This is a genomic window from Bradyrhizobium sp. 191, from assembly GCF_023100985.1.
Classification (GTDB): Bacteria; Pseudomonadota; Alphaproteobacteria; order Rhizobiales; family Xanthobacteraceae; genus Bradyrhizobium; species Bradyrhizobium diversitatis.
Map to the genome: position 1 here is coordinate 3,086,032 of NZ_CP064692.1, position 22,526 is coordinate 3,108,557.

A 22,526-nucleotide genomic window follows, 5' to 3' on the forward strand; every position below is an offset into this window, starting at 1 on the left:
AGAAAGTTGCGGACCCGTTAGGCCGCGATAGAATTTCGCGTCGGCGCGTAGCGCGCAAGACATGCGCTTGCTTCTGCTGAAATGCGCTTCACCAGCTCACCGGCGGTTGGAATGTCGTTGATGAGGCCGATTGCTTCTCCGACCGTGACATTGGCGGTATCGTAGTCGCCGGAGGCCCACGCCTTCTCGACGCGCTGCAGCTCGGCTTCTTGCAGTGTGCGCAGCTCGTCTTCCCGGCCATGCCACCTTTCGATGAAGCCGTTCTTCATCAGGCGCCCAGTGTACTCCGAGGGCCAAGCCTTCTTGCGGACAACGTCGTAGACACGCGTCCGGATCGTTTCATCGCCGGTGGCTGCCAGCACCTTTTCCTTGGCGTTGCGATGAATGACTGATTCTTGTGTGGCCCAAAACCGCGATCCGATCAAAGCACCGTCGGCACCTAGCATTAGCGCGGCGGCGAGACCGCGCCCGTCAGCAATGCCTCCGGCGGCAAGAAGGAGAACGCGCGGCGCTCGTTGCGCGATCATATCGGCGACTGCAGGAACGAACGGCATCGTCGAGCGCGCCGTGAGTCCGTGGCCGCCGGCCTCCGTACCCTGTGCGATGATAACGTCCGCGCCGACGTCGATCGCCCGCTGGGCATGCTCGAGCGTATGCACCTGACAGATCAGCGGGATGCCGGCCTGCTTCACTTTCGGGGCATATGGCGCAGGATCCGAAAACGACAGCATGATCGCTTTCTTGTGCCGCTCCAGAGCGAGATCGAGCAGACCCGGATCATTCGCCAGCGCCCAGGTGATGAATCCACAGCCGACGTCCGGGCGGCTCACCTTTGCGGACTGTTCTTCGAACCAGGCGCGGTTGGCATAACCGCCGCCAAGAAGGCCCAGAGCACCTGCCGCGGAAACCGCGGAGGCCAGCTCGCCGCCGGAGGCCGGATCCATCGGCGCCAGCACAATCGGGTGCTCGAGCCCAAAAAATTCGGTCAATCTCGTCTTGATAGCCATGTCTCTTCCTCTCCTAGGCTCATTCCCGTCTTGGATGCTGGGAAGCTAGAATAGCTATTGACAACATAAAAGTGATTATTATTGATCAGGGTCATCATTCCGGGAGATGACCATATGGACAGCACGGATCTGAATTTCTTTTCCGCAGTCGCCATGGCCGGCGGAATCGGCCGCGCCGCCCACGATCTCCACACCGTCCAATCGAACGTGACCCAGCGAGTTAGAGCGCTGGAGAACCAGCTCGGCGTCCGACTTTTTGACCGATCCAAGAAAGGTGTCACGCTCACCTCCATGGGCAACAGGCTGCTTCCTTACGCCAAGCGCATCAGCGATCTGTTGGCCGAGGCGCATTGCGCAGTGAAGGACGAGGCGTGGCCGGGCGGCGAGCTGCGCATTGGATCGATGGAGACGACGGCGGCGTTACGCCTGCCACCGTTGCTCACCCATTACGGCATCGCTTATCCCGATGTTGACGTCCAAATCGAGACGGGCCCGACCGCAGCGCTGGTCGACTGCGTATTGTCTCGGAAGCTTGATGGAGCTTTTGTCTCTGCACCGGTCACGCACGGTGAACTGACCTGCACACCGATCGTGGAGGAGGAGCTGGTGCTGATCACGCCGCCGATGGTGACGTCCCCCCAACACCTCAGCAAATTCCTGGCTTCGGGAAGCGGCCGGAAGGTGATCGTGTTTCGCGCCGGTTGCTCCTATCGACAGCGTCTGTCGGAGTATCTTGCGCATCGTGGTTTCGTCGACCTGCGCTGGATGGAAATGGGAACGCTCGACGGAATCATCGGTTGTGTGGCGGCTTCGGTCGGGCTGTCGTTGGTGCCGCGCGTCGTCGCTGATTCTGCCGAACGACAGGGCTTGATCCACCTGCATTCTTTGCCGAACGGGACCGGCAGGGCCACCACGGTTTTCGTTCATCGCAAGGACGCATTCGTGTCCTCCGCGCTGCGGGCGTTCATGGAATGCGCCGGATCGGGAACAATCCAAACAGCCCCGCCTGAGAAACCGGCAGTGGCGCTCAAGCAGCCTCGAAAGACGACCTCGCCGCCTTGACTGAGGCCACGATGAAGCGATGCACTTCCGCAACGCGCCGCGTTTCGTGCGTATCGGGATGTGACGTCAGCCAGTAATTCCGCACGAAGCGGATGTCGGGAAGCAGACGCCGCAATTCGGGATAGCGCTGGGCCACGTAATCATGAAGGATTCCGACGCCGTGTCCACCGCGAACAGCCTCCATCTGCGCAACGACGCTGCCGCATTCATAGCGTCGCGACATGAGCCGGCCGAGCACCGATGCATAGTCCAATGCCCTGCTGTAGACGAAATCCTCGACCTGGGTGACGAACAGGCGGCCGGCAAGATCGGCCTGCGTCTTGATGGGACCCGCGCGCGCCAGATAAGCATCAGCAGCATAGACACTGAGCGTATAGTCGGTGAGCTTGGACAGGATCAGCTTGCCCTGCTTGGGCCGGTCCAGCGTGATCGCAACGTCAGCCTCGCGCCTTGACAATGAGAACGTGCGCGGAAGTGGCACGAGCTGAATGACAAGGCCCGGGTGCTTCGCGGCCAGCGCGCCCAGCCGATCGGCCAGGAAGTAGTTGCCAAGCCCGTCCGGCGCCCCTACGCGCACCGTTCCGGTGAGGGCCTCGGCGGCGCCTCCAATGCTCGATCCCACTTTGAGGAATTCGCTCTCTGCGCGTTCGGCAGCCGCGACAAGGGCCTCGCCCGCCGCCGTCAGCGTGCAGCCTGAAGTGTGTCGTTCGAGCAGTTTGGCATTCAAGCCACTCTCAAGCGCCGTCAGTTGCCGGGCGACCGTTGCATGGTTCAGCCGTAGGCTTTTCGAGGCCTTCAGAATCTGGCCGGCACGCGCCACCTCCAGGAATATCCGAACGCGCTCCCAATCCATTGACTACACTTTCTGCACAACGGAGCCGCGAATTCGGCCGTTGATGCCGCATTTTTATGCGCTGCATATCTGGCTCGATCAAGCATCAAGTTAGGGAGAGCAGCCAATGCCCGTGACTATTCTGAACTTCATCAATGGCGAGTTAGTGCCGAGCCGGGGCCCTCGCACCGCGCCGGTTTACAATCCCGCGACCGGCGAGCAATCGGCAACGCTCGGACTTGCCACGACGCAAGACGTGCGGTCGGCCGCCGCAGCGGCCCGCAAGGCCTTTCCGGCCTGGGCGAACACACCGCCACTGCGGCGTGCGCGTATTCTCAATCGTTTCCTGCGGATCATGGAGGATCGTATCGATGAACTTGCCCAAGTGATCACCGCCGAACACGGCAAGGTGCTCTCGGACGCGAAGGGCGAGATCCAACGCGGCATGGAGGTGGTGGAGTTCGCGACCGGCGCGCCGCAACTGCTCAAGGGAGAGATCAGCGAGAATGTCGGTACCCGTGTCGACAGCCATTCGCTGCGTCAACCGCTCGGGGTCGTCGCTGGCATCACGCCATTCAATTTCCCGGCGATGGTCCCGATGTGGATGTTCCCGGTTGCGCTGGCCTGCGGCAATACGTTTATCCTCAAGCCGTCAGAGCGCGATCCCTCGGCCTCGCTTGTGCTTGCGCAGTGGCTGAAGGAGGCCGGGCTGCCCGACGGCGTGTTCAACGTCGTGCATGGCGACAAGGAGGCGGTGGACGCCATTCTAACCGATCCGGATATCGTCGCGGTCAGCTTCGTCGGCTCGACGCCGATTGCGCGATACATCTATGAGACGGCGACCAGCCACGGCAAGCGCTGCCAGGCGCTGGGCGGCGCCAAGAACCACATGATCGTGATGCCTGACGCCGACATGGACCAGGCGGTCGACGCTCTCATGGGCGCGGCTTATGGCTCCGCCGGCGAGCGCTGCATGGCAATCTCGGTAGCCGTTCCGATCGGAGACACGACCGCCGACCGTCTGATCGAAAAGCTGGCGCCCAAGGTCCGCGCGCTTAACATTGGTCCCGGCACCGACCCCGATGCCGAGATGGGCCCGCTGGTGACGAAGCAGCACCTCGACAAGGTCCGAGGCTATATTGACGCCGGCGTTGACGAAGGCGCGAAGCTGATTGTGGACGGGCGCGATTTCCATCGCCAGGGCTACGAGAAGGGCTACTTCATCGGCGGCAGCCTGTTTGATGGCGTGACCACGGACATGAAGATCTATCGCGAAGAGATCTTCGGACCGGTGCTCGTGGTAGCTCGGGCCAAGTCCTATGACGATGCGGCCGACATGATCAACCAGCACGAGTTCGGCAACGGCACTGCAATCTTCACTAGGGACGGCGACGCGGCGCGTGAGTTCGCGCATCAGATCCAGGTCGGCATGGTGGGCATCAACGTACCGATCCCGGTGCCGATGGCATTCCATTCGTTCGGTGGATGGAAAGCCTCTCTGTTCGGCGACCATCACATGCATGGCCCCGAGGGCGTTCGCTTCTATACCAAGCTGAAAACGATCACGACCCGTTGGCCGACCGGCATCCGGGCAGGCGCCGAGTTCGTGATGCCGACGATGTCCTGATCTTCTCCAAATGGAAGGCCGTGGCAGCTCCACGGCCTTCTCAACTCGCCAGTTGGCGTGGCCCTCAAATGGTGAACTCTGGCAATCGCCGCCAGAGAGGTGAATTCGGCCGATCAATCCGTGAATATCGCCCTAGAATCGTCGGACCGGACTCAGATTTGCCCTGTCGATATCCATCGGCGGTTGTCATGCTCGCTCTCCTCAGCTCCATTGGGTCACTGGGAACGCTCACCTCTCGGCCAAGCTCCCGTGGTGAGCGCCCTCGGAGAATATTCGACCACCTCTCCGATGAGAGGGATCGCCGCAGCCCGCACTCTCCGGGCAGCTGTGACATGAAGCTGCCAGGCGCGCTCGGCACCCTTGAAGCCCTGAATCGATGGATCATTCCAGAGCAACTCGATCGTCCCCTGCAGCACTAGGACATCGCCGATGACAAAGTCGACAAAAAGCAGTCCCGCCCTGGGATTGGACACAAAATTGCCGAGCGTGTTGAAAAAGGAATTGCCCGCAAAGTCCGGAACGGTGATCTGGTTACCAGGCGTCTACCGGAAGAATTTGCCGACATCAGCAAGCCGAAATCAAGCTGGGGCTGAACGAGAAACTCGGACTCAGCGGTCCGCTTCGCGCATCCGTCCACGCCATAGAAGCTCGACTGAAGGAGTTCCAAAATCCCATGCTCGCGAGCGGAATGCTCATGATGCGCCGTCACGAGAAGAATTTCATGCTCCGTCGAGACCAGAGCTACATCGAGGCCTTCCAAGAGAGCGCGAACGACTTCGCCAAGGCTGTCGAGACCTCTGATCTTGCGCCCGCTTCGAAGGCTGACATCGCAGCCAAGCTGCAGAGTTACTTCGCGCCGATGGCCGGAGATCGTCTCGCGGGTCGAGCGCATCGCCAGTAGTCAGCATAGACTTCGGTGGCTCTGGAGCGGCGGCCTCGCTCTCAAGCTGCAATTTCGCGGGGTTCGGGCGCGCCTCGATCAAACATTGAGTACGGCGCGACCCCTTCGCTCGTCCTGTGCTAGTGAGCTCTTGGTGCGTTGAGACTTGAGCCAGCGCGACGAGGCGATTTAATGTGCCTGAGAACTGGGCGTCACGCTCAAATTGTGCGTTCAAGGAGAAATTTTTGACGGATTTCAGCACAATGGTTGTGTGAAGTTGCGAGGCACAGCGGCGGATCTTCTGCAGATTTGCACCGGGAGCGAGCTCGCGGGATGCAACTTGTCGATCTAACATCCCGCACTTGCCGGGTCGATTCGGTCAGCCAAACATTATTCCTCTCTGTTAAAACTCTGCTAGCGCGAACAGTTCAAGGAAGGAGCTCCTGAAATCCGATGGCACCGAAATTGCCTAGGCCAACAACACGGCTCGGAAAAAGCTCTGCCGAAAATCAGGATGTACTCAGGCGATTTATGTGGGAGATCAGATCTCTCAATGTGTGTCTGGACGACCTTCGTCAGTACCAGGCGAATGCGCTCGACATTACCGGACCGCAAATGATGATCTTAATGGCGCTCACCGACTTGGAACGGGGAGACGGTGTTCCGGTCAACATGGTTGCAAAATTGATGGAGGTTGGTTCATCTTTCATCACGATGCATTCGAAGCAGCTCGAAGAAAAACGGTTGGTGCGGCGCAAGCCTTGCACTAAGGATGCCCGTTTCGTACACCTATCGTTAACAGATCACGCTCGCAAGCGTCTTGCGAGCATCGCGGCCCAGCAGCAAGAACTTGATCAGTTTGTTGTCGGAGATCTCGGTATTCAAGAGTTCGCCAGATTGGCTAGCTGCCTAAACGGAGTCAGGCAACGGCTGGAAAAAGCTCGCCTGCATGCCGCACTAAGATCCTGAAATGAACTGAGACAATCCTTGAAGGGAGCGCAGTCATCCTTCCTTGTTTGAGCTTTCTAAGTCGGCGAGGACAAAAATGCCTATCGTCCTTCTTGCCGATTGAAGGCGCGCGACAAATGACCACTCACCATCTGAGGTTTCGTAGGGCGCTTGGCCGGCCTCCTGAGTACGATCTCGGATCACAGAGAGGCCAAAAGCACGCTGTGTGATCTCTGCTTGAGCTTTAAAGGGGCGGTTGCGCCAACGCCATTCACCGTCTCTGGAGATCTCGACCTTGAGGGGCAGCGGCGCGTTTTGGATTGCATGATCGATCAGAAGGTCGACGGAATTTGCATCCTGGCTAACTATTCCGAGCAGTTCCTTCCTATTGATGAGGAACGCAGATTGCTAGTTGCAGCTCTGCCTATCATATGTGGCGGGCCGCAAACCGGTCATGGTGACATGCAGCCATTTCAGCACTCGTATCGCGGTGGAGCGCGCACGCTATGCGGCCGAACGAGGCGCAAGCCTTCTCATGCTGATGCCGCCTTACCACGGCTCAGGTCTCAAGGCGGACGAAGCCCAGCCCCACGTCTCATCCGGTTGCTTAACGCCTACATCCCGTAGGTTTCGGCGGGATGGTCGAAAATTTCTCTCGACGTCCACCCGGCGTGGGACGGCGGTTATAGGCCCACATGGGGATCGAGAAGTCCAGGCCCGGTGCCGGCCGCCATTGAACACGCGCCTAACACGAATCGTGTCTTCGACCGAACTCAACTGTTCTTGCGGATACGCGAACGCGCGATGCTTTGGGCGCGCGATCACGATTGAGGCCGCGCCCCAGGCATCGCGCCATTCAACGCCACTCAGCCGGCGTCCGCCTTGGCCGGCTAGCGAAGCATCCTCTTCATTTTTACGGCGGGGAAGGAAGTCGCGCTCACTACACCTTCAGCGCCAGAAGAATTTGTCGGGCTGAAGGTTATACCTCCGAGAAAATTCTGAAAAACTTTCGCGAGTGTGATCGAAGCCAATTAGTCCGGCCAATTGACGCTGGCAGTGTCCCTCACCACTGAAGTTGAGCTCCTATACAAGCGACCACGTGGGCTGCACTGAAATAAGTCGGTGTTCCTCTGCAAAGACGTAGCGATTTTGATTTCAATGGGGTTCGGGGCGTTTCGCGAAAGATTGGAAAATCGTTCGGGGGAGCGGCGACCACATCTTCTTGCCCAAGCGAAATCTCTCCGCTCGGTTGAAATGGTCCTCCATCAACTACCCTAAACGACGATCAAAAAAGATGCGGCGCGACCTGTAAATTGCAGGAGTAGAGCTCCTGTTCAAAAGAACGGCTTTGATCGGAATACGAGGCTATCGCCTCCAAATAAATCCTTCGATGCAAATGCACGGTTAAGGCCGGCTGCTCACCACGGGCGCATTATACGTCCTTGATCTCATAGTCCTTCATTGGCGTGCAGAAATCGTCAAAGCGCTTATAGTATTTTATCGTCGGGCCTGGTGTGGTCCGGCCTGAGTTGCTGGCGCTTCAATTACAAAGACATAGGCCCGTGAAGGAAGGACAATCTGTGTGATACTGACGCCGTCAATGCATGGGTGAACCCGACTGTTCAACCACTTGCTGTATCCATTCGCGCGTGATCTTGGGATCGGAAATCCCTTGATCTAGTCCCTTCGACTTTCGCGTTGTCTTGTCCTCCTCCACGCCACAGAGGATTTGGCCCCAGCGGAATTCGCCATGTCCGGTACACCAGAATGGTTGGGGTCCAGGGAGCCAGAAATTCGCTGGAACGTAGCGTTGAGGTCTTCTGCGCGGTAGCGATTGGCCAGGAAGCCGAAATACCGAATACGTTGAAACCCGTCGGGAAGTACGTGAAGCAGGAACCGACGGATGAATTCGTCAGCGCCAAGCGTCATCGTCTTTTGACGGTGGCCATTGCGATAATCTTTCCAGCGAAACTGAACCTTGCCGTCGTCGATATCGAGGAGGCGATTGTTGGAGATGGCGATGCGGTGCGTGTATCGTGCGACGTACTTGAGGACTTGTTCAGGTCCGGCGAAGGGGCGCTTCGCGTAAACCACCCAATCCTTCTTCTGGATAGGCGCGATGTGACGCAAGAAGGCGTCGCGCGTCCGAAGGGTTTCCAGCGAGGAAAAGAACTGCAAGTCTCCGGCGTCGAAGGCCTTCCGGAGATAATCGAGAAACAGTCGACGAAACAGACGCGCCAACACGAGAAGGGGCAAAAAGAACTTGCGCCGGCAGGAAATCCATCGTGTGCCATCCGGAGAAATGCCCCCACCCGGAACCACGCAATGCAGATGCGGATGGTGAAAAAGAGCCTGACCCCAAGTATGAAGCACCGCGAAGAATCCGATTTGTGCGCCCAAATGCTTGGGGTCAGCTGCGATGGTGCGCAACGTCTCGCTGGCGGCCCGGAACAGAATGCCGTAGACGATCTCCTTGTTTTGAAGGGCAATAGCTGCAATGGACTGCGGTATGGTGAAGACCACATGAAAATACCGGGTGTCGAGAAGTTCTGATCGACGGTTGTCCAACCACTGGGCACGAGCCAGTGATTGGCATTTTGGGCAGTGGCGATCACGACAACTATTGTAGCAGATGCGCTGGTGGTCACAGTGATCGCAGCGCTCGACATGACCACCAAGTGCCGCAGTTCGACACAATTCGATCGCGCTCATGACGCGACGCTGCGCAATGCATAGCGAGGCGCCATGGCTCTCACGATAGGCTGCACCGTAGCGGCGGAATATGTCCGCCACTTCCGGCCCCGAGCGGGCCATCGGTCTGAAACTCAGAAGTGTTTTGGCGGCGCCGGCTGTGGTTCGGCTGGAACTGGATGCGGCAAGAGGTCCAGAGGGCTGGACGTCGCGCAGACCTTGTTGGTCGCGATGCGCAAGTACTTGGCCGTGGTGGCGAGGCTGCGATGACCGAGGAGGAGCTGAATGGTCCGCAAGTCGGTACCTGATTCGAGGAGATGTACAGCGAATGCGTGCCGAAGCGAATGTGGGGTGACGGGTTTAGAGAGACCGGACAACCGATGCGCCTTTTGGCAGGCTGCTTCTACGGCGTCCTTCGTGATTGGCCGATCATCGTGAATGCCAGGGAACAGCCACTCCTTCGGGCGAACGGCGATCCAGTAGCTGCGCAGGATCTCCAGCAGCATGGGCGACAGCATCACGTACCGATCTTTGCGACCTTTACCCTGCTCGACGCGAACAACCATACGGGCGCTATCGATGGCGGCGGCCTTCAGCCGGCCGGCCTCCGAAATGCGCAAGCCTGCCGCGTAGCAGGTGGTCAGGATCACCCGATCTTTGTTGCAATCCACGCAGCTGAGGAAATGCACAACTTCTTCAGGGCTCAGGACGACGGGTAGCTTCTGCGGCTTTTTTGGAAGCGGGATGTCTTCTCCAAAGGTCCAGTCCTTCTTGAGCGTAATCCTGTAAAGGAACCGAAGCGCCGCGACAGCCGTATGGATTGAATTGGGGGCCAGCCTCTTCTCGTTCGTGAGGTAGATTTGATAAGTCCGGATGTGCTCGGGGGTCAGCGCATCCGGCGACATACGGAAGTAACGTGCAAACAGCGATACCTGTTGGAGATACGATGCCTGTGTATGCGGCGACAGATTCCGGACCTGCATGTCCTCAGTCATCCGTTGTCGAAGAACCGTCATGGGAAGCTCCTTTGCGATATGAAAGCGCTGCAAGCAGCGCCTCCAGCGTCTCGCAATCGAACTTCGTCGGGAATGAAGGAAGATCAGATGGTGGCACCAAAGCTTGCCACGAGTCGCCTACCGCGAAGCGGTGATGCGCCGGAGAGGGGCGGACTGCGTTGTATTAGCGAGGAAGCGGTGTAATGCCCGTGAGGTCATCGCCATTGGATCGGGTCAACCAGCAATGGGAGGAAGGCGAGTTGTGCGACGGATAGCGAATATGGCTCTGTTGAGCCATATTCCCTATCATCGCTGATCGTCAGCTCTCTGATTCGCCCGTTAAAGATGGACGACCTATGCTCGACAATCCGGAGAAGACCACCCGGCTGCTCGCCGCACTCAAGGCAGCCGCGCCATTCGACGTTGAACTGGCACCATCGTTGATCGAATATCTGCAAGCCGAGAATGTTGCCGATGCTGATCGGATGCACCACGTCGTCTGGGATTTGTCATACGCCGGTGACGAGGGCGGCATCATCTGCCATTTGTCTCGCTCGGAAGAAACAGGCAGAGCGCTTGTCGTCTCCCTCACACATGTGCGCGTGCCGCGCTCGATGCCACTTGCAGCGGCCGTTCTGGATTATCAGAAGCACCGAGTGAAAAAGCTCAAGAAGCAGGGCCGGAGGTAGCATAAAAATGGCGCACGCGATTATCCGAGGAAAGAATGGTCGCCGATATGAAGTAGAGTTTGAAGACGCGCCGGTACGCGTCGAAGTTCATGCCAGTGAGGAGACCGTCGAGATTTTTGTGGAGGCAGATTTTGAAACGCACCCGGAAGACCGGCGACGTTTTGCGATAATCAACATCCCCCGCCACCTGTTCAGCGAGGCGACGGGTCGGACGGCGCGACGCACAGCGAAGGATCGTTAATGCCGCTGCCGCGCACTCTGTGCCGCTTCCTTCTTCAGGCCGCCGCCATCGCTGCCTACCGCGGAGCGGTTTAGTCCAATATTGTTTTATGCGCCAAAACCGATATTGCGATTTTATCGGAGTTAGCTCATAATGGGGCCGAAGGGTGAGCTATGACCGACCTCGCAAGGACACCGCAACAGATAGGCAATCTGGTACGCCGTGCCCGCAAAAAGCGCGACCTCAGCCAGACGCAGCTCGCCGATCAGGCGGGGTGCGGCAGGAGACCATTTCCCTGATGGAGACCGGCAACCCGGCGGCAAGGCTGGAGACCATCCTCGCCGTGCTGGCCGCCCTCGACCTTGAATTCCGGATTGTGGCCCGTGGCAAGGCCAGTGCGGCGGACATCGAGGATATCTTCTGATGGCCCGCCGCCCTCGCCATGTGCCGCTGCGTGTGCTCCTCAACAACCGCCTTGTCGGCCGCCTCACCAAAGCGGCAACCGGCGCTATTGAATTCCGGTACGAGGCTGATTGGCTCGGGTGGGAGCATGCCCTTCCCGTCTCGCTTTCGCTGCCGTTGCGCGAGGATCCCTTCCGCGGCGAAACCGTCACGGCTGTCTTCGACAACCTCCTCCCCGATTCCGACGCGCTACGCCGCCGAGTGGCGCAAACGGTTGGCGCTGCCGGGACCGACGCCTATAGCCTGCTCGCGGCCATCGGCAGGGACTGCGTCGGCGCTTTCATGTCCTGCGGCACGCGGCCAGCCTTCGGCGCTTCGTAATGCACACGCTCGCGCCTGACTGTAAGCGTAGCGCTGCGGCCCTTTCGATTGGCGCTTGACGCCTATTTTGATCGCGTGGTGCGCCGGCGCGGCTTCCATGTTTCCGACAATGCGTTGACGGCGGTCTCAAGCGCGGCTCGATCGACGACGTTGGGATCGAACCGCTGCGGACCCCAGAGGCGCATATTTTCATGTTCTGGATGGGTAGGGTCGCCGATGGCATCGAGGTATTCGGCATAGCTGGGCGCACCGCCGACGTCCTCCGGAGGACAACGACCGGCGGCCTCGAGCAGGAGGGGAAGTCCCTGTGTCGTCGTGTTGTCGAACCATTTTTCGAGCTTGATCACATGATCCCAGCTGTCGCCGAAGTCATAGAGATAATGGATCGTCTTGGCGCCGGTCTCTTGAACGATATTGGAGAGCCGCGTCTTGCGGGCATCGATAGGCTGGGGGCCAAAATCACCGTCGGGATCAGGGATGCCCCAACGTTCTTCGCCAGCGTGGAACTCGAAGAGGTGGCTGTTTGTCCAGCCAAACGCCGCCTGAAGCGTCAGATGCAGCCGATCAAGACGCAGGGTGATGGGTACGACAAGGCGACGTATCACCTCCGGTTTCACGTCCTTGAGGGTCACCTTGATCCGGACAGCGGTTGTGTTGAGGCTCATGCCGCCAGCTTTGGATCGTGAGCATGCATTATGTAAGTCGATGCCCAGGGGAGCAGCTCATCCAATCGTGACGCAGGCCAACCATTGACGAGCTTCCCAAGGACGTCGGCGAACCAGTGCTCGGCACTGACGCTATTGAGCTTACAGGTCTCGATTAACGAAGCTAGTACTGCCCAACTCTCGGCGCCCTCGTCGCAACCGGCAAAAAGGGAGTTCTTGGCATTGAGCTTGATCGGCCGCATCGCACGCTCGACCGCATTCGTGTCCATCTCGATGCGCCCGTCATCAAGGTAGAGCGTCAGGCCGTCCCAATGACGCAGCGCATAACGCAAAGCCTTCGTCGTGTCGCTCTTCTGCGCAAGGTGATCAAGCTTTGCCTCAAACCACTGCTTCAAGGCTGCGGCTAAAGGCCGGGCATGCGCTTGTCGGCCTGCGCGGCGCTCAGCATCAGATCGGCCACGTAGTACTTTCTCGACCGCGTAGAGTTGGGCGATGCGCTCGAGGGCCCCGCGGGCAACCGGAGCCGGTGCCGGAGCAGCCTCGCGCTCGATCTTCACAAACTGGCGTCGCAGATGCGACCAGCAGAAGGCAAGCGTCCCGGACAGTGCGTCCGAACGCGTCTCTCGGGTCATGGTCTTGTAAACCTCATAGCCATCGCAATGGATGATGCCGCGATAGCCCTCAAGCAGCCGCAAGCCATGAACCGCCCCACGGCCCGGTGCATAGGCGTAAACCACGCCAGGTGGGTCAGGTCCGGCCCAAGGCCTGTCATCACGCGAGAGCGCCCAGAAGTAGCCGGTTTTGGTTCTGCCGCGCCCCGGATCCAACACCGGCACCGGGGTCTCATCGACACAGAGCTTCGAGGTGGCGAGCAGAAGCTCTCGCAGACGATGCCACAAGGGCTTCAATTCCTGGGCGGCATAGCCGACCCAGAAGGCGAGCGTGGAACGGTCGATGGCGATACCGTGCGTCGCCAGCATCTGCGCCTGGCGATAGAGCGGCAAATGCCAATGATACTTGGCGTCGATCACTTGCGCGACGAGCCGCTCGGTGGGCAATCCACCCCTGATCAGTCGCTCGGGAGCGGCGTGCTGGAGGACGACACCGTGACAGGCGCGGCAGGCCAGTTTGGGCCGGCGGGTCACAATCACCCGGTATTGCACCGGAACGACGTCGAGCCTCTGACTCTCATCGCGACCAATCTCAACGAGATCGCCTTTGCAGGAGGGGCAGCAGGTTTCAGCCGGCATCAGGGTTTCGATGATGCGGGGCAAATGCTCCGGCAGCTTGCCACGATTGGCCCTGTGCTTGGCAGTTCTCTTCTCGCAGGTTCTGGGATTGGCGCGATCTTCGGCTGCTTCGAGAGCCGCGACGGCCTCTTCGATGTCTTCTAGAACAAGCTGAAGTTGATCAGCGTCCAGCTTTTCCGACGATCGACCGAACTGCGCATCTTTCGCAAGCTTGAGCAACCGCTCGAGCCTGGCGCAGCGATCCAGCAGAGCGGCGGCAAAGACACGCAACTCGGCTGGATCGCTCGGCAGCTCATCAGGCAAATCACTCATTGGCCCGAGTCTGCCATGCTTCGCGCCTCGATGCAGCGAAGATCTTATTCCCTACGCAAGTGCTTTCGGTTGCGGGATTCGAGGTGCGTGCATGCGTGTCCAATCCATGCCGGCCAGAAGCGCGGACAGCTGCGCGGCATTCATGCGCATCATGCCGGCCACGATGGGAGGCCATTTGAAGCCGCTGCTATCGAGCCGCTTCCAGTACATCACCAGGCCGGTGCCATCCCAGACGACAATCTTCACTCGATCGGCGCGCTTCGCACGGAAGACCACCGCCACACCCTTCATCGGGTCTTGGCCCAGCGTCTCCTTCGCCAAGAGCGCCAAGCCATCCGCACCCTTTCTGAAGTCCACAGGTTGGGTCGCAACGTAAATCGTGAGGCCCGCGGGTGGCGTCAGCATGAACGTGTCCGTCGCAGAGCCATGAACACCTCACTTAGCACCGCAAGGCCAGGCGTCCCGCGTACCTCTACCCGTGCACCCTGGAACTCGACCGTAACAACAGCTGCTTCCGCCGATACGGAGGGCTCCGCAGCCGCGGGTAGCGACGATTCCGACACCAAAGGCACAAACGATAAGGTATCCGCCGAAGCCGGCAGCACCAACTGGCCCAAACGCGCTCGACGCCGCCAGTCATGCACCTGCTGGGGCCGGCAGCCATGGCGGCGAGCGACATCTGTGACAATCGCGCCCGCCTCGAAGCTTTCCGCGGCAATCTGTGCCTTCAAATCGTCCGGCCAGGGCTTTCGACCTGCACCAGTATACACTTCGATACGCGGCGACGGTCGTCTTATGTCGTCCGAATGGTCGTCCATTGTGAGCACCCTTGCAGAAGATGGCTCTTCTAACGGTGCTCCCAAGACCGCGCACAAACAATCTGAACGGCCGCGGCGCTACGCTTACGCCTGACTGGGCTTGAGATCACCTGCATCGGTCCCGCCTTGTCGTCGTGCATGCGCCGACCGTGATCTTGTGCATACCGCTGCGCCCTCTCGGGAAGAGCGCCGCATGCCAACCAAACAGCCGCTCGTCGGTAGGACCGTCGGCATACTTCTGCGTCGCGTCGAGCATCATCTCGACGACGCCCTCGACGTCGCGATCCGCCGGAACCAGCCCGCAGATATCCATGCCGAGCCGCCGGGCGATCGACGAACGCACCTGATCGCAACCAAGGATTTCACCTTCGATCTCGCTGGACTTCAGCACGTCCTCAGTCAGCTCTGGACCATGGCCTCGCTGCGCAGCCCCAAGCCAAGCCTCTGCATGCACCCGAAGAGCCACCCCTGCCTGTGCCGCACGTCCGCCAACAGTCCAGGACCTTGTGGTCCCAGCGGAACTCCGGCCACCCCTCCCGGTTCATGGATGTAGGTCCTAATCGCCGCACCTCATGCGGTGATGGGGCCCTATTCGCCGCAAATGGGAGGATAATCGCCGCATCCATGCGGAGATTAAACCCTTAAATCGCGGCAAGCGGCCCGTGAAAATGGAAAGTGTGGGCAGCCGCAACCCCGATCATAGGTTCTTCGGAACAAACGGTGCGCGCTGGTCACAAGGAGATTCGTACCAACCGGGCAAGCAGTCTCGATCCGTTGCGCCCCTGCTCCAGGCACCTGATAAGGCCGCACAACGACATCAGCAGCGGCTACCAGGTCCTTTCAGTTTTTGTGATGCGGGGATTGGTCGGCACTATCCTAACAACGAATTTCGATTCGTCTCCGTCTGACGCTCTGAAGGCACGGCAGCCTCACATCCGTGATGGTTCACGAAGTCAACCGCCCCCCGGTAATTACGACCAGTTCAACGTCTTCAATAAATGTCAGCTCGTCTGGTTGCACGGACGCGCTGAGCAATATTCCGGACAAGAACGCCGCCGGCGAAGTCGGCGTTCCCGATACCAACCTCGTATCACTGCTCAGGCCAGTGCTCGACGGCGCGCCGATTATTCTCATCGGCTATCGCGGAGCCGAGCCATCGATCATGGAAGGCATCTTTGCACAGAACAAGGAAGGGTGGCTCGATTTTCCTCACGGCATACATATAAGGGTGCATCGTGATGGCGAAACGCTGCGTCCTTGTGCCGAGTCGTTCGCACGGAGGCTCGGCACAAATTTCCGTCTGTTGAAGATAGATGGCTTCGACGAACTATTTGCCGACCTCGGCAAAGAACTGGTAGGGCACGACCGCTACACAGCCGATTAGCGATGCGTCTGCGCAAGTTTCGCGGGTGCAGGCGTTTGACGAACGCGTGGTCGCACAGGCCATCGTCACGCTGGCAATGCTTGATCACTTTCTTTCCTATACAACTCCGCGCGACCCAAGCTTTTCCCATAAGGAATCAACGGTGTACTGAGGCAGTCGGAGCCCGAAGACATTGGCCAAGACCTGCTGCAGTTCGATCTTCGTTTCGAGTGTTTGTCTTTCCTTAAATTGGCTGCGAGTCAATTTGAGCTTCTTGTTAAGCAAGGTTGCACGCCCCTCGGATGTCAGCACACTCATCATGAGGACGGATGGAAAGGGCATACGGTCCCAGCGTGCGCAGATGAAGTTGGCGCCCTCGCAATCTGGTGGCAGGGCGACGGCTCGGTCGATACCGAAAAGAGCGAACCATTCATCTTGGTTCTTGCGTTCAACCACGAGCTCTCCACTGGCCGGGTCGGCCCGCAGACGAAACACGTCATGGCCAACTATTTGCTGCTCCTTCGTATCGATTCGTAGCGGTGCAATCGGTGCCGGACCGGGAAAGCCGGCATCGGCAAGCCAGTCGCAGCCCTCTATGGTCACGATCAATGCCTGATGTGTGCGTGGGCCACCTTCCGGAGCCCCCATGCGCACCCTGCAAAGAATGGGCCGGACCGTGAACTCGAGTGCTTCGAGCGCCAAGCCAAACAACTTGTTCAATTCGAAGCAATAGCCGCCTCGCCGGGCATCGATCAGTTTGGCCCAGATCGAATTTTCAGCCAGATCGGGGATATCGCCCAGCAGAACATCAATGTTCTCATAGGGGATCGCACGCATTTGAGCCTGCTGGAGCGCAAGAAGGCCATCAAGCGTTGTCGGGACTTGAGCAAGGCCGATCCGATCGAGATAGGTCGCAATTTTAAATGCCATGGCACGTCCTTGATATCTGGATTCGTTTGATTAAGTGGCCGGACGCGCGATGACTTCGCAGGGCAACGTGTAGAAGGTGACCATCTCTCCTATAGAAATGAAACAGCCCGAGCACTCCGGCGACAGCCTCAGTGCCGGTATCGAGCCAACGGGCCATTTGTGCACGACCGGAACAGCCCGTAGGACTTCCGATCCGCGGCGGTTTGCAACGACGATCTTCCAGCCTTGCGAATCATGTCGTCTCGCCTCGCCGCGAACGCTCCGCGTTTCCAGATCCACAGGGCGCCTGGTTGCCCGATACAGGCGTGGCGTTTACGAATTGCTTGCGTTGAGCTCATCAAATATCCTAGCCGGGCACTTTGCCTCGCTCTTGCGCGAACAAGTTGATCTGCGGGCGCTTCTGCATTTCGGTAGTCCACATGATGCCCCCTGGCCGTCGGAACGGCCGCTTGTCGCCACCTGATCTGCGATTACCTGCCGCGCTGGCCTTGAGATTCTGGATGATTTCGAGATTTCCACCGTGTCGGCAATATGGCCGGTCGCCCGATGCCATCCATTGTGCTGCGTAGCGCCGCCAACGTTCGAAGAATGACGGAGTTGCTTGATAGAATAGATAGCTTTCATCTGAACTCTTGAGTGGTGACGGCGAGAGACCGCTGTTCTTGAAATGCGTCCTTCACCGTCGCTGCAATCAACATGCCGAAAACCGCTATGCTAGTCTTGCTGCAAGACAACAACACCATGTGCTTTGCGGGCGCGCGTGGAAACATTTTACGCCCTGATGTCAGGGGCCGGACATGAACGTCTTCAAGACGACACGGCTGAAAACAAACATAGGGGCGTCAAAACATGATACGGTCCCCTTGCCGACCTCGCTCGCGTCTGCGCCATGTGCCTGAAACTACATTCTGTGAAGTCTAGCCCAATCGTGCGAGCTTCGTTCGCAAACGCCTCCTCATTTATGTGACGCTTCAATAGCCCTCACTTTGCGCATCGATGCCGTCACGAAGCGTCTACCCCTTCAAAGCCGCAACAACGGCGGACAGCGCTGTTCGCTCCGTGACATCAAGGAGATCGGCGCGCGCACGAATTCAATCAGCAAACAGGCCCGATGGTCCCTCGGTGGGGCGTCCGGTTCACTGAACGTCTTCGTCCTTCAGCGTACGGTTGGGAATGGCCGCTTGAGGATTGGACAGAGACATTCCCGCCGCGGCAACAGTCGCGTAACGCTCTTTGCTGCGGCTTCTAGGCGGAGCACCGCGGGATAGCCCCCATCAGGCACCGTGCCCGCCAAAGCTGACTTTTGGCGGCCGCGTTCTCGGAAGTCCGGAAGCCGGATCAGGGCGGCCTTTTCGAATCACACTCTTCGTTTGCCAATCTCGGCGAAGCCTCACGCGCGAGAAAGAGGACTTGGTACGAGCCTTGCTTGCTGAGGCGCAAAACCATGTGCTTCGCGCGAGTCGACGGATTACCTCCGCTCGGTGTCGGTTCCAGACATTGGATGTCTGCAACCGGACAGGGTGGAAAACAACAACACGCAACGGGCGACATCCATAATCGTCGGTCAAGGAGACATAGTATGTCCGGTGTTGCAGGCGCATTTCTGTTGCCTTCAAGCCGCTCACAAAGGACGGTTTACGATCAGCTCAAGCACATGGTGCCGAAGCTTGAAAACCGTGGACAGGAGGGGTTCGGCGTTGCCGCGTTTATGCATGAAGAACGGTTTCAACATACAAAGTCATGCCGGCCAGCAGGCAAACTAGCAGGTGTTGATTTCACTGAGCAGGACGCGCATTTCAGACCGCATGGAGCTATAGCACACGTTCGCGCTCCCTCTCACAGAGAGAAGAGTGACGCCGACTTCCAGCCCTTTGACAATCATAAAACCTCCTGCCGTCGTTTGACGGTTTGTTTGAACGGGGCTCTGGTCGACGCTGATGAACATAGGAAAGAACTGCAGGATCGCGCCGCAAACGCTCCGGGTGATCGAACGCAAAATTGCTCTATCGATCAACGCTGCTACCATCACGTATTTGCCCTTTGAAGATCTGCTTTCCTTGCTGCCGCGGGGACATGAGGGAATCGATTTTTCTGCGTTTACGTTCGAGATGCCGACCCCTGGCGGGCAAAAACGCGCAGACGAGAATTTGAATAGATTGATCGCCGATCTCACCTCAACGAAAACGTCTGCAGCATGAGGCCATGATGAAACCTGCTCTTGTATTCGACTGGAACGGCACTCTCCTCGACGACGCCGACGCCTTGCTACAAACGACGAACACCATTTTGGGCCGCTTAGGCCGGGCTGCCATCGACATGCACACTTTTCGGGATCATTTCGATGTTCCACTTTCGGTTTTTTTCCGCAATCTAGGAATGTCGGAGAGTGAAATCGAAACGGTGGATAGCCATGACAACGCTATTTTTCACGACACCTACGAACCGCTGGCGAGCAAAGCCGATCTGCGCGAAGGCGCGCGTTGCATTTTGGAAACGGCACTTCAACAAGACGTTTCCAGCATTATTGTCAGTAACCATATAGTCGCCCCCCTTATTACCCAATTGCGAAGACATGGAATCGAAGATTGTGTCGCGGAGGTTCTGGCGTTTGAAAGCCGCGCTACTCAATATAAAGGCATAAGCAAAGGAGAGCGGCTTCGTCTGTATATGCGAGCATACAATCTGGACCCCAGCTCAACTTTCATCGTCGGGGACATGCCGGTCGAAACGGATATTGCACGCGAACTTGGCTTGATCAGCGTAGCCATTACGGGCGGATTTGTTTCCGAGACGCGTCTGCGAGCGGCGCAGCCGGATTATCTCATCGAGGACCATCATAAGCTGCTGCCGATTCTGCAGGAGCGTGGCCTTTTTCAGAACTCATAGCGACGCAGAGCATGACTGAAACTCCGCCCGGGAAAGTCGGACAACGAATCGGCCTAATCGGCGCAGGGCGCATGGGGAACAGGCATAGAAATCAGTCTTTTGCGTCATGGCACTGAACTGCATATCAAAGTCAAAGAACCCGTGTTGGCGCGGAACGCTTGACTGGCATGGGTGCTCATGAGCACTCTGAATTGGCCCGGCATGTAAGTGCCGTCGTTTTATCCCTGCCCTCAAGTTGCGAGGTCGAGGAAGTCTGCCTTGGGCGACATGGGCTATTTGCACATTTGCCCCGACACAGTTTGATACTTGACTGCACCACGTCCTATCCTGCTTCAACCCTCACTCTAGCCGAACAGGCCAAAAAGCATGCATTGCACTTCATAGATGCCCCCGTAACACGAAGCCCTGAACAAGCAGAGCAAGGGCGTCTCAACGCCATCGTTGGATCGGATCAGAACACGTTTCCTATGGCGGCTCGTGTACTTACCGCATTTTGCGAGAACATCGTCCATGTGGGTGATATTGGACAGGGCCATAAGCTCAAACTTGTCTATAATAGCATGACGATGGGCATGGCGGCGGTGGTAGCCGAAGCTTGCCAGCTTGCCGATGCCATTGACGTCGACCTTGCAACCTTACGCTCCTTGGTCAGTCGCGGCGCGACCAACAGCGGGATATTCCAAAACTTTGCAGCCTTTTGTTGGACGAAAAGCCGGATGCTTTGGCAATATCGATCAGAAACGCCAAAAAGGATATTGACTGCGGCGTGCGATTAGCGAACGAAACCGCGTTGAAGGTGCCAGTTCTGACTGCCGCCGCGCAAACGTTCCAAACCTGTCTCGCCGAAGGCAAAGGTGAATTGACCTTGCCTCATCTTGCGCTTTCCTCAAGGGATGACGACTCACGGCAGAATTAGCAGCGACGCACCCAAAACAAACCTCTACGGTCCATGTCTTCCTGTTCTCCAGCGTCGCCTTCACACGGATGGCCAAAGCATCGGCTAGATGCTTTTGTGCTAGCGGACTTCAAAGCGATGCTCGAGCCCGGGCTGCTGTTTTGAGCACGCAGGCTCGGCCGTCGTTCCCGCTTTCCAAGCTCTTCGAAGAATACCAGGCGATCGCGAGAGAGGAGACCGCGATTTGGCGCAACAGCCACATACGGATGGTGAAAGAGCAATACGCGCATCAACGCTAACATTCTGGAAATGGCGGGATTTCTAGCTCCAGTACCTAACGCAACGTGAGATTAGAGCGATTTCTTCCTGAGGAATGTTGTGCTGAAGTTGCAGCAATTCACGATGATGTTGCCAAGACGCGCAGAGCCGGTTCAAGTGAGGAATAACACTCCAATGAAGAATTTGCTGCTTCTGACTGCAAGCATCGTCGCAATCAACGCGGCGGTCCCCGCATTTGGCGCGGATCTCGCTCCACAGCCTGTCCAATCCAACGCGCCGCAGCGGTCGGTCGCTCCCGCGCTCTGTGACTGGACCGGTTACTATATCGGCATTAACGGCGGCTGGGGCTCGAGCCATAACTGCTGGGATTTCGCAGGCGTTACTCCCGAAGGCTGGCATGGTACGACCGCCGGCACTATCGGTGGCCAGATTGGCTATCGCTGACAGATGTTCAATGTGGTCTACGGCGTTGAAGGCCAGGGCGACTGGGCAGACTTCAGCGGCTCCTATCAGCACCGCTTTCCCGTCGAACATCAATCGAACCAAGACGGATGCGTTCGGCTTGCTCACCGGCCAGATCGGCTACGCTTTCAAAACCGTGCTGCTTTAGGCCAAGGGCGGTGCTGTGGTGACCAGCAACACAGACCAGATCAACTCGACGATCACTGGGGCGGAGCTTGCTAAAAGCGATAATGTCCGTTGGGGCGCGCCGTAGGCGCTGGCCTGGAAGTTAACTTCGCCCCCAGCTGGTCAGTTGGCGTTGAGTATGATCAGCTGTTCATGCCGGAGAGCAACGTGACCTTCCCCGCTGCCGGGTCGGATCGCATTCACCAGGATGTCGATATGGTAACCCTTCGGCTTAGCTACAAGCTGTTTCCTGTGGTTAGAAAATAGCGATCTCAACACGTTTGCGGCGGATCGAGCAGCCCCGAACCTTCGGTCGGGGCTTTTTTTCGGAGTGCTCTTCCGCGCAGCGCTGATGGCCGCTTTTGCGGAAGCGCCGCCTTTCCAAGTTACGCAAGGGACATGATCTTCTGCACTGGAGCCGGCGATATGCGCCTCGTCGGCAGCGGCACACTGGGTGCACGCGCCAGATCCCAGCCTTCCGCCTCTGAAATGCGCGTGGTGTGTACCGTCAAGACTAACGACGCGATTGTGGGGTTCGAGACATCGATGTTTCCAATCTGACGCGCCCGCGCAACATGAGGGGACTAGAGAACCTTCGGTTTTCAAACGGCACGCTGATTGCTTCATCTCGTATCGCCGTCACCGATGCCGGCTTCACGGCGCTTAGCTAAAAGCCGGATGAGCGCAATGGAGTGTTTGATGTGATCTGGAGTTCGTTTCTTCAGGAGCCGCGATGATTGCGCCCATCGCTAGCTGCGAGGTCAATT

19 protein-coding genes and 3 pseudogenes are annotated in these 22,526 nt (G+C 58.2%); 13 read left to right on the forward strand and 9 right to left on the reverse strand.

Annotated elements, in window-relative coordinates; genetic code table 11:
• Positions 1–17 precede the first annotated feature (17 nt).
• Positions 18–1,007 (reverse strand): nitronate monooxygenase, encoded by a 990-nt coding sequence (locus IVB23_RS14180; protein ID WP_247320984.1) that lies wholly within the window; start codon positions 1,005–1,007, stop codon positions 18–20.
• 114 nt (positions 1,008–1,121) lie between these two features.
• On the opposite strand from IVB23_RS14180, the gene IVB23_RS14185 reads away from it, so the two are divergent.
• Positions 1,122–2,069, forward strand: a complete 948-nt coding sequence (locus IVB23_RS14185) for a LysR family transcriptional regulator (RefSeq protein WP_247803946.1) — start codon at positions 1,122–1,124, stop codon at positions 2,067–2,069.
• Here the strand turns inward: IVB23_RS14185 and IVB23_RS14190 are convergent.
• On the reverse strand, positions 2,035–2,922 hold the full coding sequence (locus IVB23_RS14190) for a LysR family transcriptional regulator (RefSeq protein ID WP_247800747.1): 888 nt from the start codon (positions 2,920–2,922) through the stop codon (positions 2,035–2,037). The genes IVB23_RS14185 and IVB23_RS14190 overlap by 35 nt on opposite strands.
• Before the next feature lie 106 nt (positions 2,923–3,028).
• On the opposite strand from IVB23_RS14190, the gene IVB23_RS14195 reads away from it, so the two are divergent.
• From IVB23_RS14195 to IVB23_RS14205, 3 genes are all read left to right on the forward strand, one after another.
• Entirely contained in the window at positions 3,029–4,528 is a 1,500-nt protein-coding gene (locus IVB23_RS14195; RefSeq protein ID WP_247800746.1) for a CoA-acylating methylmalonate-semialdehyde dehydrogenase, read from the forward strand.
• Between the two features lie 721 nt (positions 4,529–5,249).
• A complete protein-coding gene (locus tag IVB23_RS14200; protein ID WP_247320993.1) occupies positions 5,250–5,429 on the forward strand; it encodes a hypothetical protein in 180 nt (59 codons plus the stop codon).
• Between the two features lie 432 nt (positions 5,430–5,861).
• Positions 5,862–6,377, forward strand: coding sequence for a MarR family transcriptional regulator (locus IVB23_RS14205; RefSeq protein ID WP_247320994.1), 516 nt, complete (start codon positions 5,862–5,864; stop codon positions 6,375–6,377).
• 1,800 nt (positions 6,378–8,177) lie between these two features.
• Here the strand turns inward: IVB23_RS14205 and IVB23_RS14210 are convergent.
• Both IVB23_RS14210 and IVB23_RS14215 read right to left on the reverse strand, forming a co-directional pair.
• Positions 8,178–9,170, reverse strand: a pseudogene (locus IVB23_RS14210) (IS91 family transposase); the annotation flags it as partial.
• A gap of 11 nt (positions 9,171–9,181) precedes the next feature.
• Positions 9,182–10,063 carry a site-specific integrase gene (locus tag IVB23_RS14215; protein WP_247803947.1) on the reverse strand — a complete coding sequence of 294 codons (882 nt, stop codon included), beginning with the start codon at positions 10,061–10,063 and terminating at the stop codon, positions 9,182–9,184.
• A gap of 335 nt (positions 10,064–10,398) precedes the next feature.
• Here IVB23_RS14215 and IVB23_RS14220 point away from each other — a divergent pair, with 335 nt between their 5' ends.
• The 4 genes and pseudogenes from IVB23_RS14220 to IVB23_RS14235 form a co-directional block, all read left to right on the forward strand.
• Positions 10,399–10,731, forward strand: coding sequence for a hypothetical protein (locus IVB23_RS14220; protein ID WP_057853677.1), 333 nt, complete (start codon positions 10,399–10,401; stop codon positions 10,729–10,731).
• 7 nt (positions 10,732–10,738) lie between these two features.
• Positions 10,739–10,972: a hypothetical protein gene (locus IVB23_RS14225; protein ID WP_247330481.1), complete on the forward strand. Its 234-nt coding sequence runs from the start codon at positions 10,739–10,741 to the stop codon at positions 10,970–10,972.
• 277 nt (positions 10,973–11,249) lie between these two features.
• Entirely contained in the window at positions 11,250–11,375 is a 126-nt protein-coding gene (locus IVB23_RS39450; protein ID WP_346659141.1) for a hypothetical protein, read from the forward strand.
• Positions 11,375–11,692, forward strand: a pseudogene (locus IVB23_RS14235) (HipA N-terminal domain-containing protein); the annotation flags it as partial. The gene IVB23_RS39450 and the pseudogene IVB23_RS14235, both read left to right, overlap by 1 nt.
• Positions 11,693–11,796: 104 nt before the next feature.
• On the opposite strand, the gene IVB23_RS14240 reads toward IVB23_RS14235, so the two are convergent.
• The 4 genes from IVB23_RS14240 to IVB23_RS14255 form a co-directional block, all read right to left on the reverse strand.
• Entirely contained in the window at positions 11,797–12,399 is a 603-nt protein-coding gene (locus IVB23_RS14240; protein ID WP_247803948.1) for a plasmid pRiA4b ORF-3 family protein, read from the reverse strand.
• Positions 12,396–13,961 (reverse strand): IS66 family transposase, encoded by a 1,566-nt coding sequence (locus IVB23_RS14245; RefSeq protein WP_247803949.1) that lies wholly within the window; start codon positions 13,959–13,961, stop codon positions 12,396–12,398. Before IVB23_RS14245 ends, IVB23_RS14240 begins: the two co-directional genes overlap by 4 nt.
• Positions 13,962–14,012: 51 nt before the next feature.
• Entirely contained in the window at positions 14,013–14,366 is a 354-nt protein-coding gene (gene tnpB, locus IVB23_RS14250) for an IS66 family insertion sequence element accessory protein TnpB (protein WP_247342129.1), read from the reverse strand.
• A gap of 519 nt (positions 14,367–14,885) precedes the next feature.
• Entirely contained in the window at positions 14,886–15,170 is a 285-nt protein-coding gene (locus tag IVB23_RS14255; RefSeq protein WP_346659142.1) for a DUF4172 domain-containing protein, read from the reverse strand.
• A gap of 546 nt (positions 15,171–15,716) precedes the next feature.
• On the opposite strand from IVB23_RS14255, the gene IVB23_RS14260 reads away from it, so the two are divergent.
• Positions 15,717–16,163, forward strand: a complete 447-nt coding sequence (locus IVB23_RS14260; RefSeq protein ID WP_247803950.1) for a hypothetical protein — start codon at positions 15,717–15,719, stop codon at positions 16,161–16,163.
• Between the two features lie 96 nt (positions 16,164–16,259).
• Here the strand turns inward: IVB23_RS14260 and IVB23_RS14265 are convergent, their stop codons facing one another.
• Positions 16,260–17,072, reverse strand: a complete 813-nt coding sequence (locus tag IVB23_RS14265) for an arylamine N-acetyltransferase (RefSeq protein WP_247803951.1) — start codon at positions 17,070–17,072, stop codon at positions 16,260–16,262.
• Positions 17,073–18,651: 1,579 nt separating this feature from the next.
• On the opposite strand from IVB23_RS14265, the gene IVB23_RS14270 reads away from it, so the two are divergent.
• The 4 genes and pseudogenes from IVB23_RS14270 (at position 18,652) to IVB23_RS14285 (ending at position 22,026) form a co-directional block, all read left to right on the forward strand.
• Positions 18,652–19,116 carry a hypothetical protein gene (locus IVB23_RS14270; RefSeq protein WP_247803952.1) on the forward strand — a complete coding sequence of 155 codons (465 nt, stop codon included), beginning with the start codon at positions 18,652–18,654 and terminating at the stop codon, positions 19,114–19,116.
• A 158-nt stretch (positions 19,117–19,274) separates the two neighbouring features.
• Positions 19,275–19,958, forward strand: a complete 684-nt coding sequence (locus tag IVB23_RS14275) for an HAD hydrolase-like protein (protein WP_247803953.1) — start codon at positions 19,275–19,277, stop codon at positions 19,956–19,958.
• 167 nt (positions 19,959–20,125) lie between these two features.
• Positions 20,126–20,734, forward strand: coding sequence for an NAD(P)-binding domain-containing protein (locus IVB23_RS14280; protein WP_247803954.1), 609 nt, complete (start codon positions 20,126–20,128; stop codon positions 20,732–20,734).
• Positions 20,735–21,306: 572 nt separating this feature from the next.
• Positions 21,307–22,026, forward strand: a pseudogene (locus IVB23_RS14285) (outer membrane beta-barrel protein).
• The last annotated feature ends 500 nt before the right edge of the window (positions 22,027–22,526 follow it).

What these genes read in the sequence shown, in the direction of transcription:
- IVB23_RS14275 (WP_247803953.1), top strand. Translation starts at nt 19,275, where the DNA reads ATGATGAAACCTGCTCTTGTATTCGACTGGAACGGCACTCTCCTCGAC.
- IVB23_RS14240 (WP_247803948.1), bottom strand. Translation starts at nt 12,399, where the DNA reads ATGAGCCTCAACACAACCGCTGTCCGGATCAAGGTGACCCTCAAGGAC.
- IVB23_RS14195 (WP_247800746.1), top strand. Translation starts at nt 3,029, where the DNA reads ATGCCCGTGACTATTCTGAACTTCATCAATGGCGAGTTAGTGCCGAGC.
- IVB23_RS14225 (WP_247330481.1), top strand. Translation starts at nt 10,739, where the DNA reads ATGGCGCACGCGATTATCCGAGGAAAGAATGGTCGCCGATATGAAGTA.
- IVB23_RS14220 (WP_057853677.1), top strand. Translation starts at nt 10,399, where the DNA reads ATGCTCGACAATCCGGAGAAGACCACCCGGCTGCTCGCCGCACTCAAG.
- IVB23_RS39450 (WP_346659141.1), top strand. Translation starts at nt 11,250, where the DNA reads ATGGAGACCGGCAACCCGGCGGCAAGGCTGGAGACCATCCTCGCCGTG.
- IVB23_RS14180 (WP_247320984.1), bottom strand. Translation starts at nt 1,007, where the DNA reads ATGGCTATCAAGACGAGATTGACCGAATTTTTTGGGCTCGAGCACCCG.
- IVB23_RS14205 (WP_247320994.1), top strand. Translation starts at nt 5,862, where the DNA reads ATGGCACCGAAATTGCCTAGGCCAACAACACGGCTCGGAAAAAGCTCT.
- IVB23_RS14245 (WP_247803949.1), bottom strand. Translation starts at nt 13,961, where the DNA reads ATGAGTGATTTGCCTGATGAGCTGCCGAGCGATCCAGCCGAGTTGCGT.
- IVB23_RS14200 (WP_247320993.1), top strand. Translation starts at nt 5,250, where the DNA reads ATGCTCCGTCGAGACCAGAGCTACATCGAGGCCTTCCAAGAGAGCGCG.
- tnpB (WP_247342129.1), bottom strand. Translation starts at nt 14,366, where the DNA reads ATGCTGACGCCACCCGCGGGCCTCACGATTTACGTTGCGACCCAACCT.
- IVB23_RS14265 (WP_247803951.1), bottom strand. Translation starts at nt 17,072, where the DNA reads ATGGCATTTAAAATTGCGACCTATCTCGATCGGATCGGCCTTGCTCAA.
- IVB23_RS14190 (WP_247800747.1), bottom strand. Translation starts at nt 2,922, where the DNA reads ATGGATTGGGAGCGCGTTCGGATATTCCTGGAGGTGGCGCGTGCCGGC.
- IVB23_RS14215 (WP_247803947.1), bottom strand. Translation starts at nt 10,063, where the DNA reads ATGACGGTTCTTCGACAACGGATGACTGAGGACATGCAGGTCCGGAAT.
- IVB23_RS14270 (WP_247803952.1), top strand. Translation starts at nt 18,652, where the DNA reads ATGTCCGGTGTTGCAGGCGCATTTCTGTTGCCTTCAAGCCGCTCACAA.
- IVB23_RS14185 (WP_247803946.1), top strand. Translation starts at nt 1,122, where the DNA reads ATGGACAGCACGGATCTGAATTTCTTTTCCGCAGTCGCCATGGCCGGC.
- IVB23_RS14280 (WP_247803954.1), top strand. Translation starts at nt 20,126, where the DNA reads ATGGGTGCTCATGAGCACTCTGAATTGGCCCGGCATGTAAGTGCCGTC.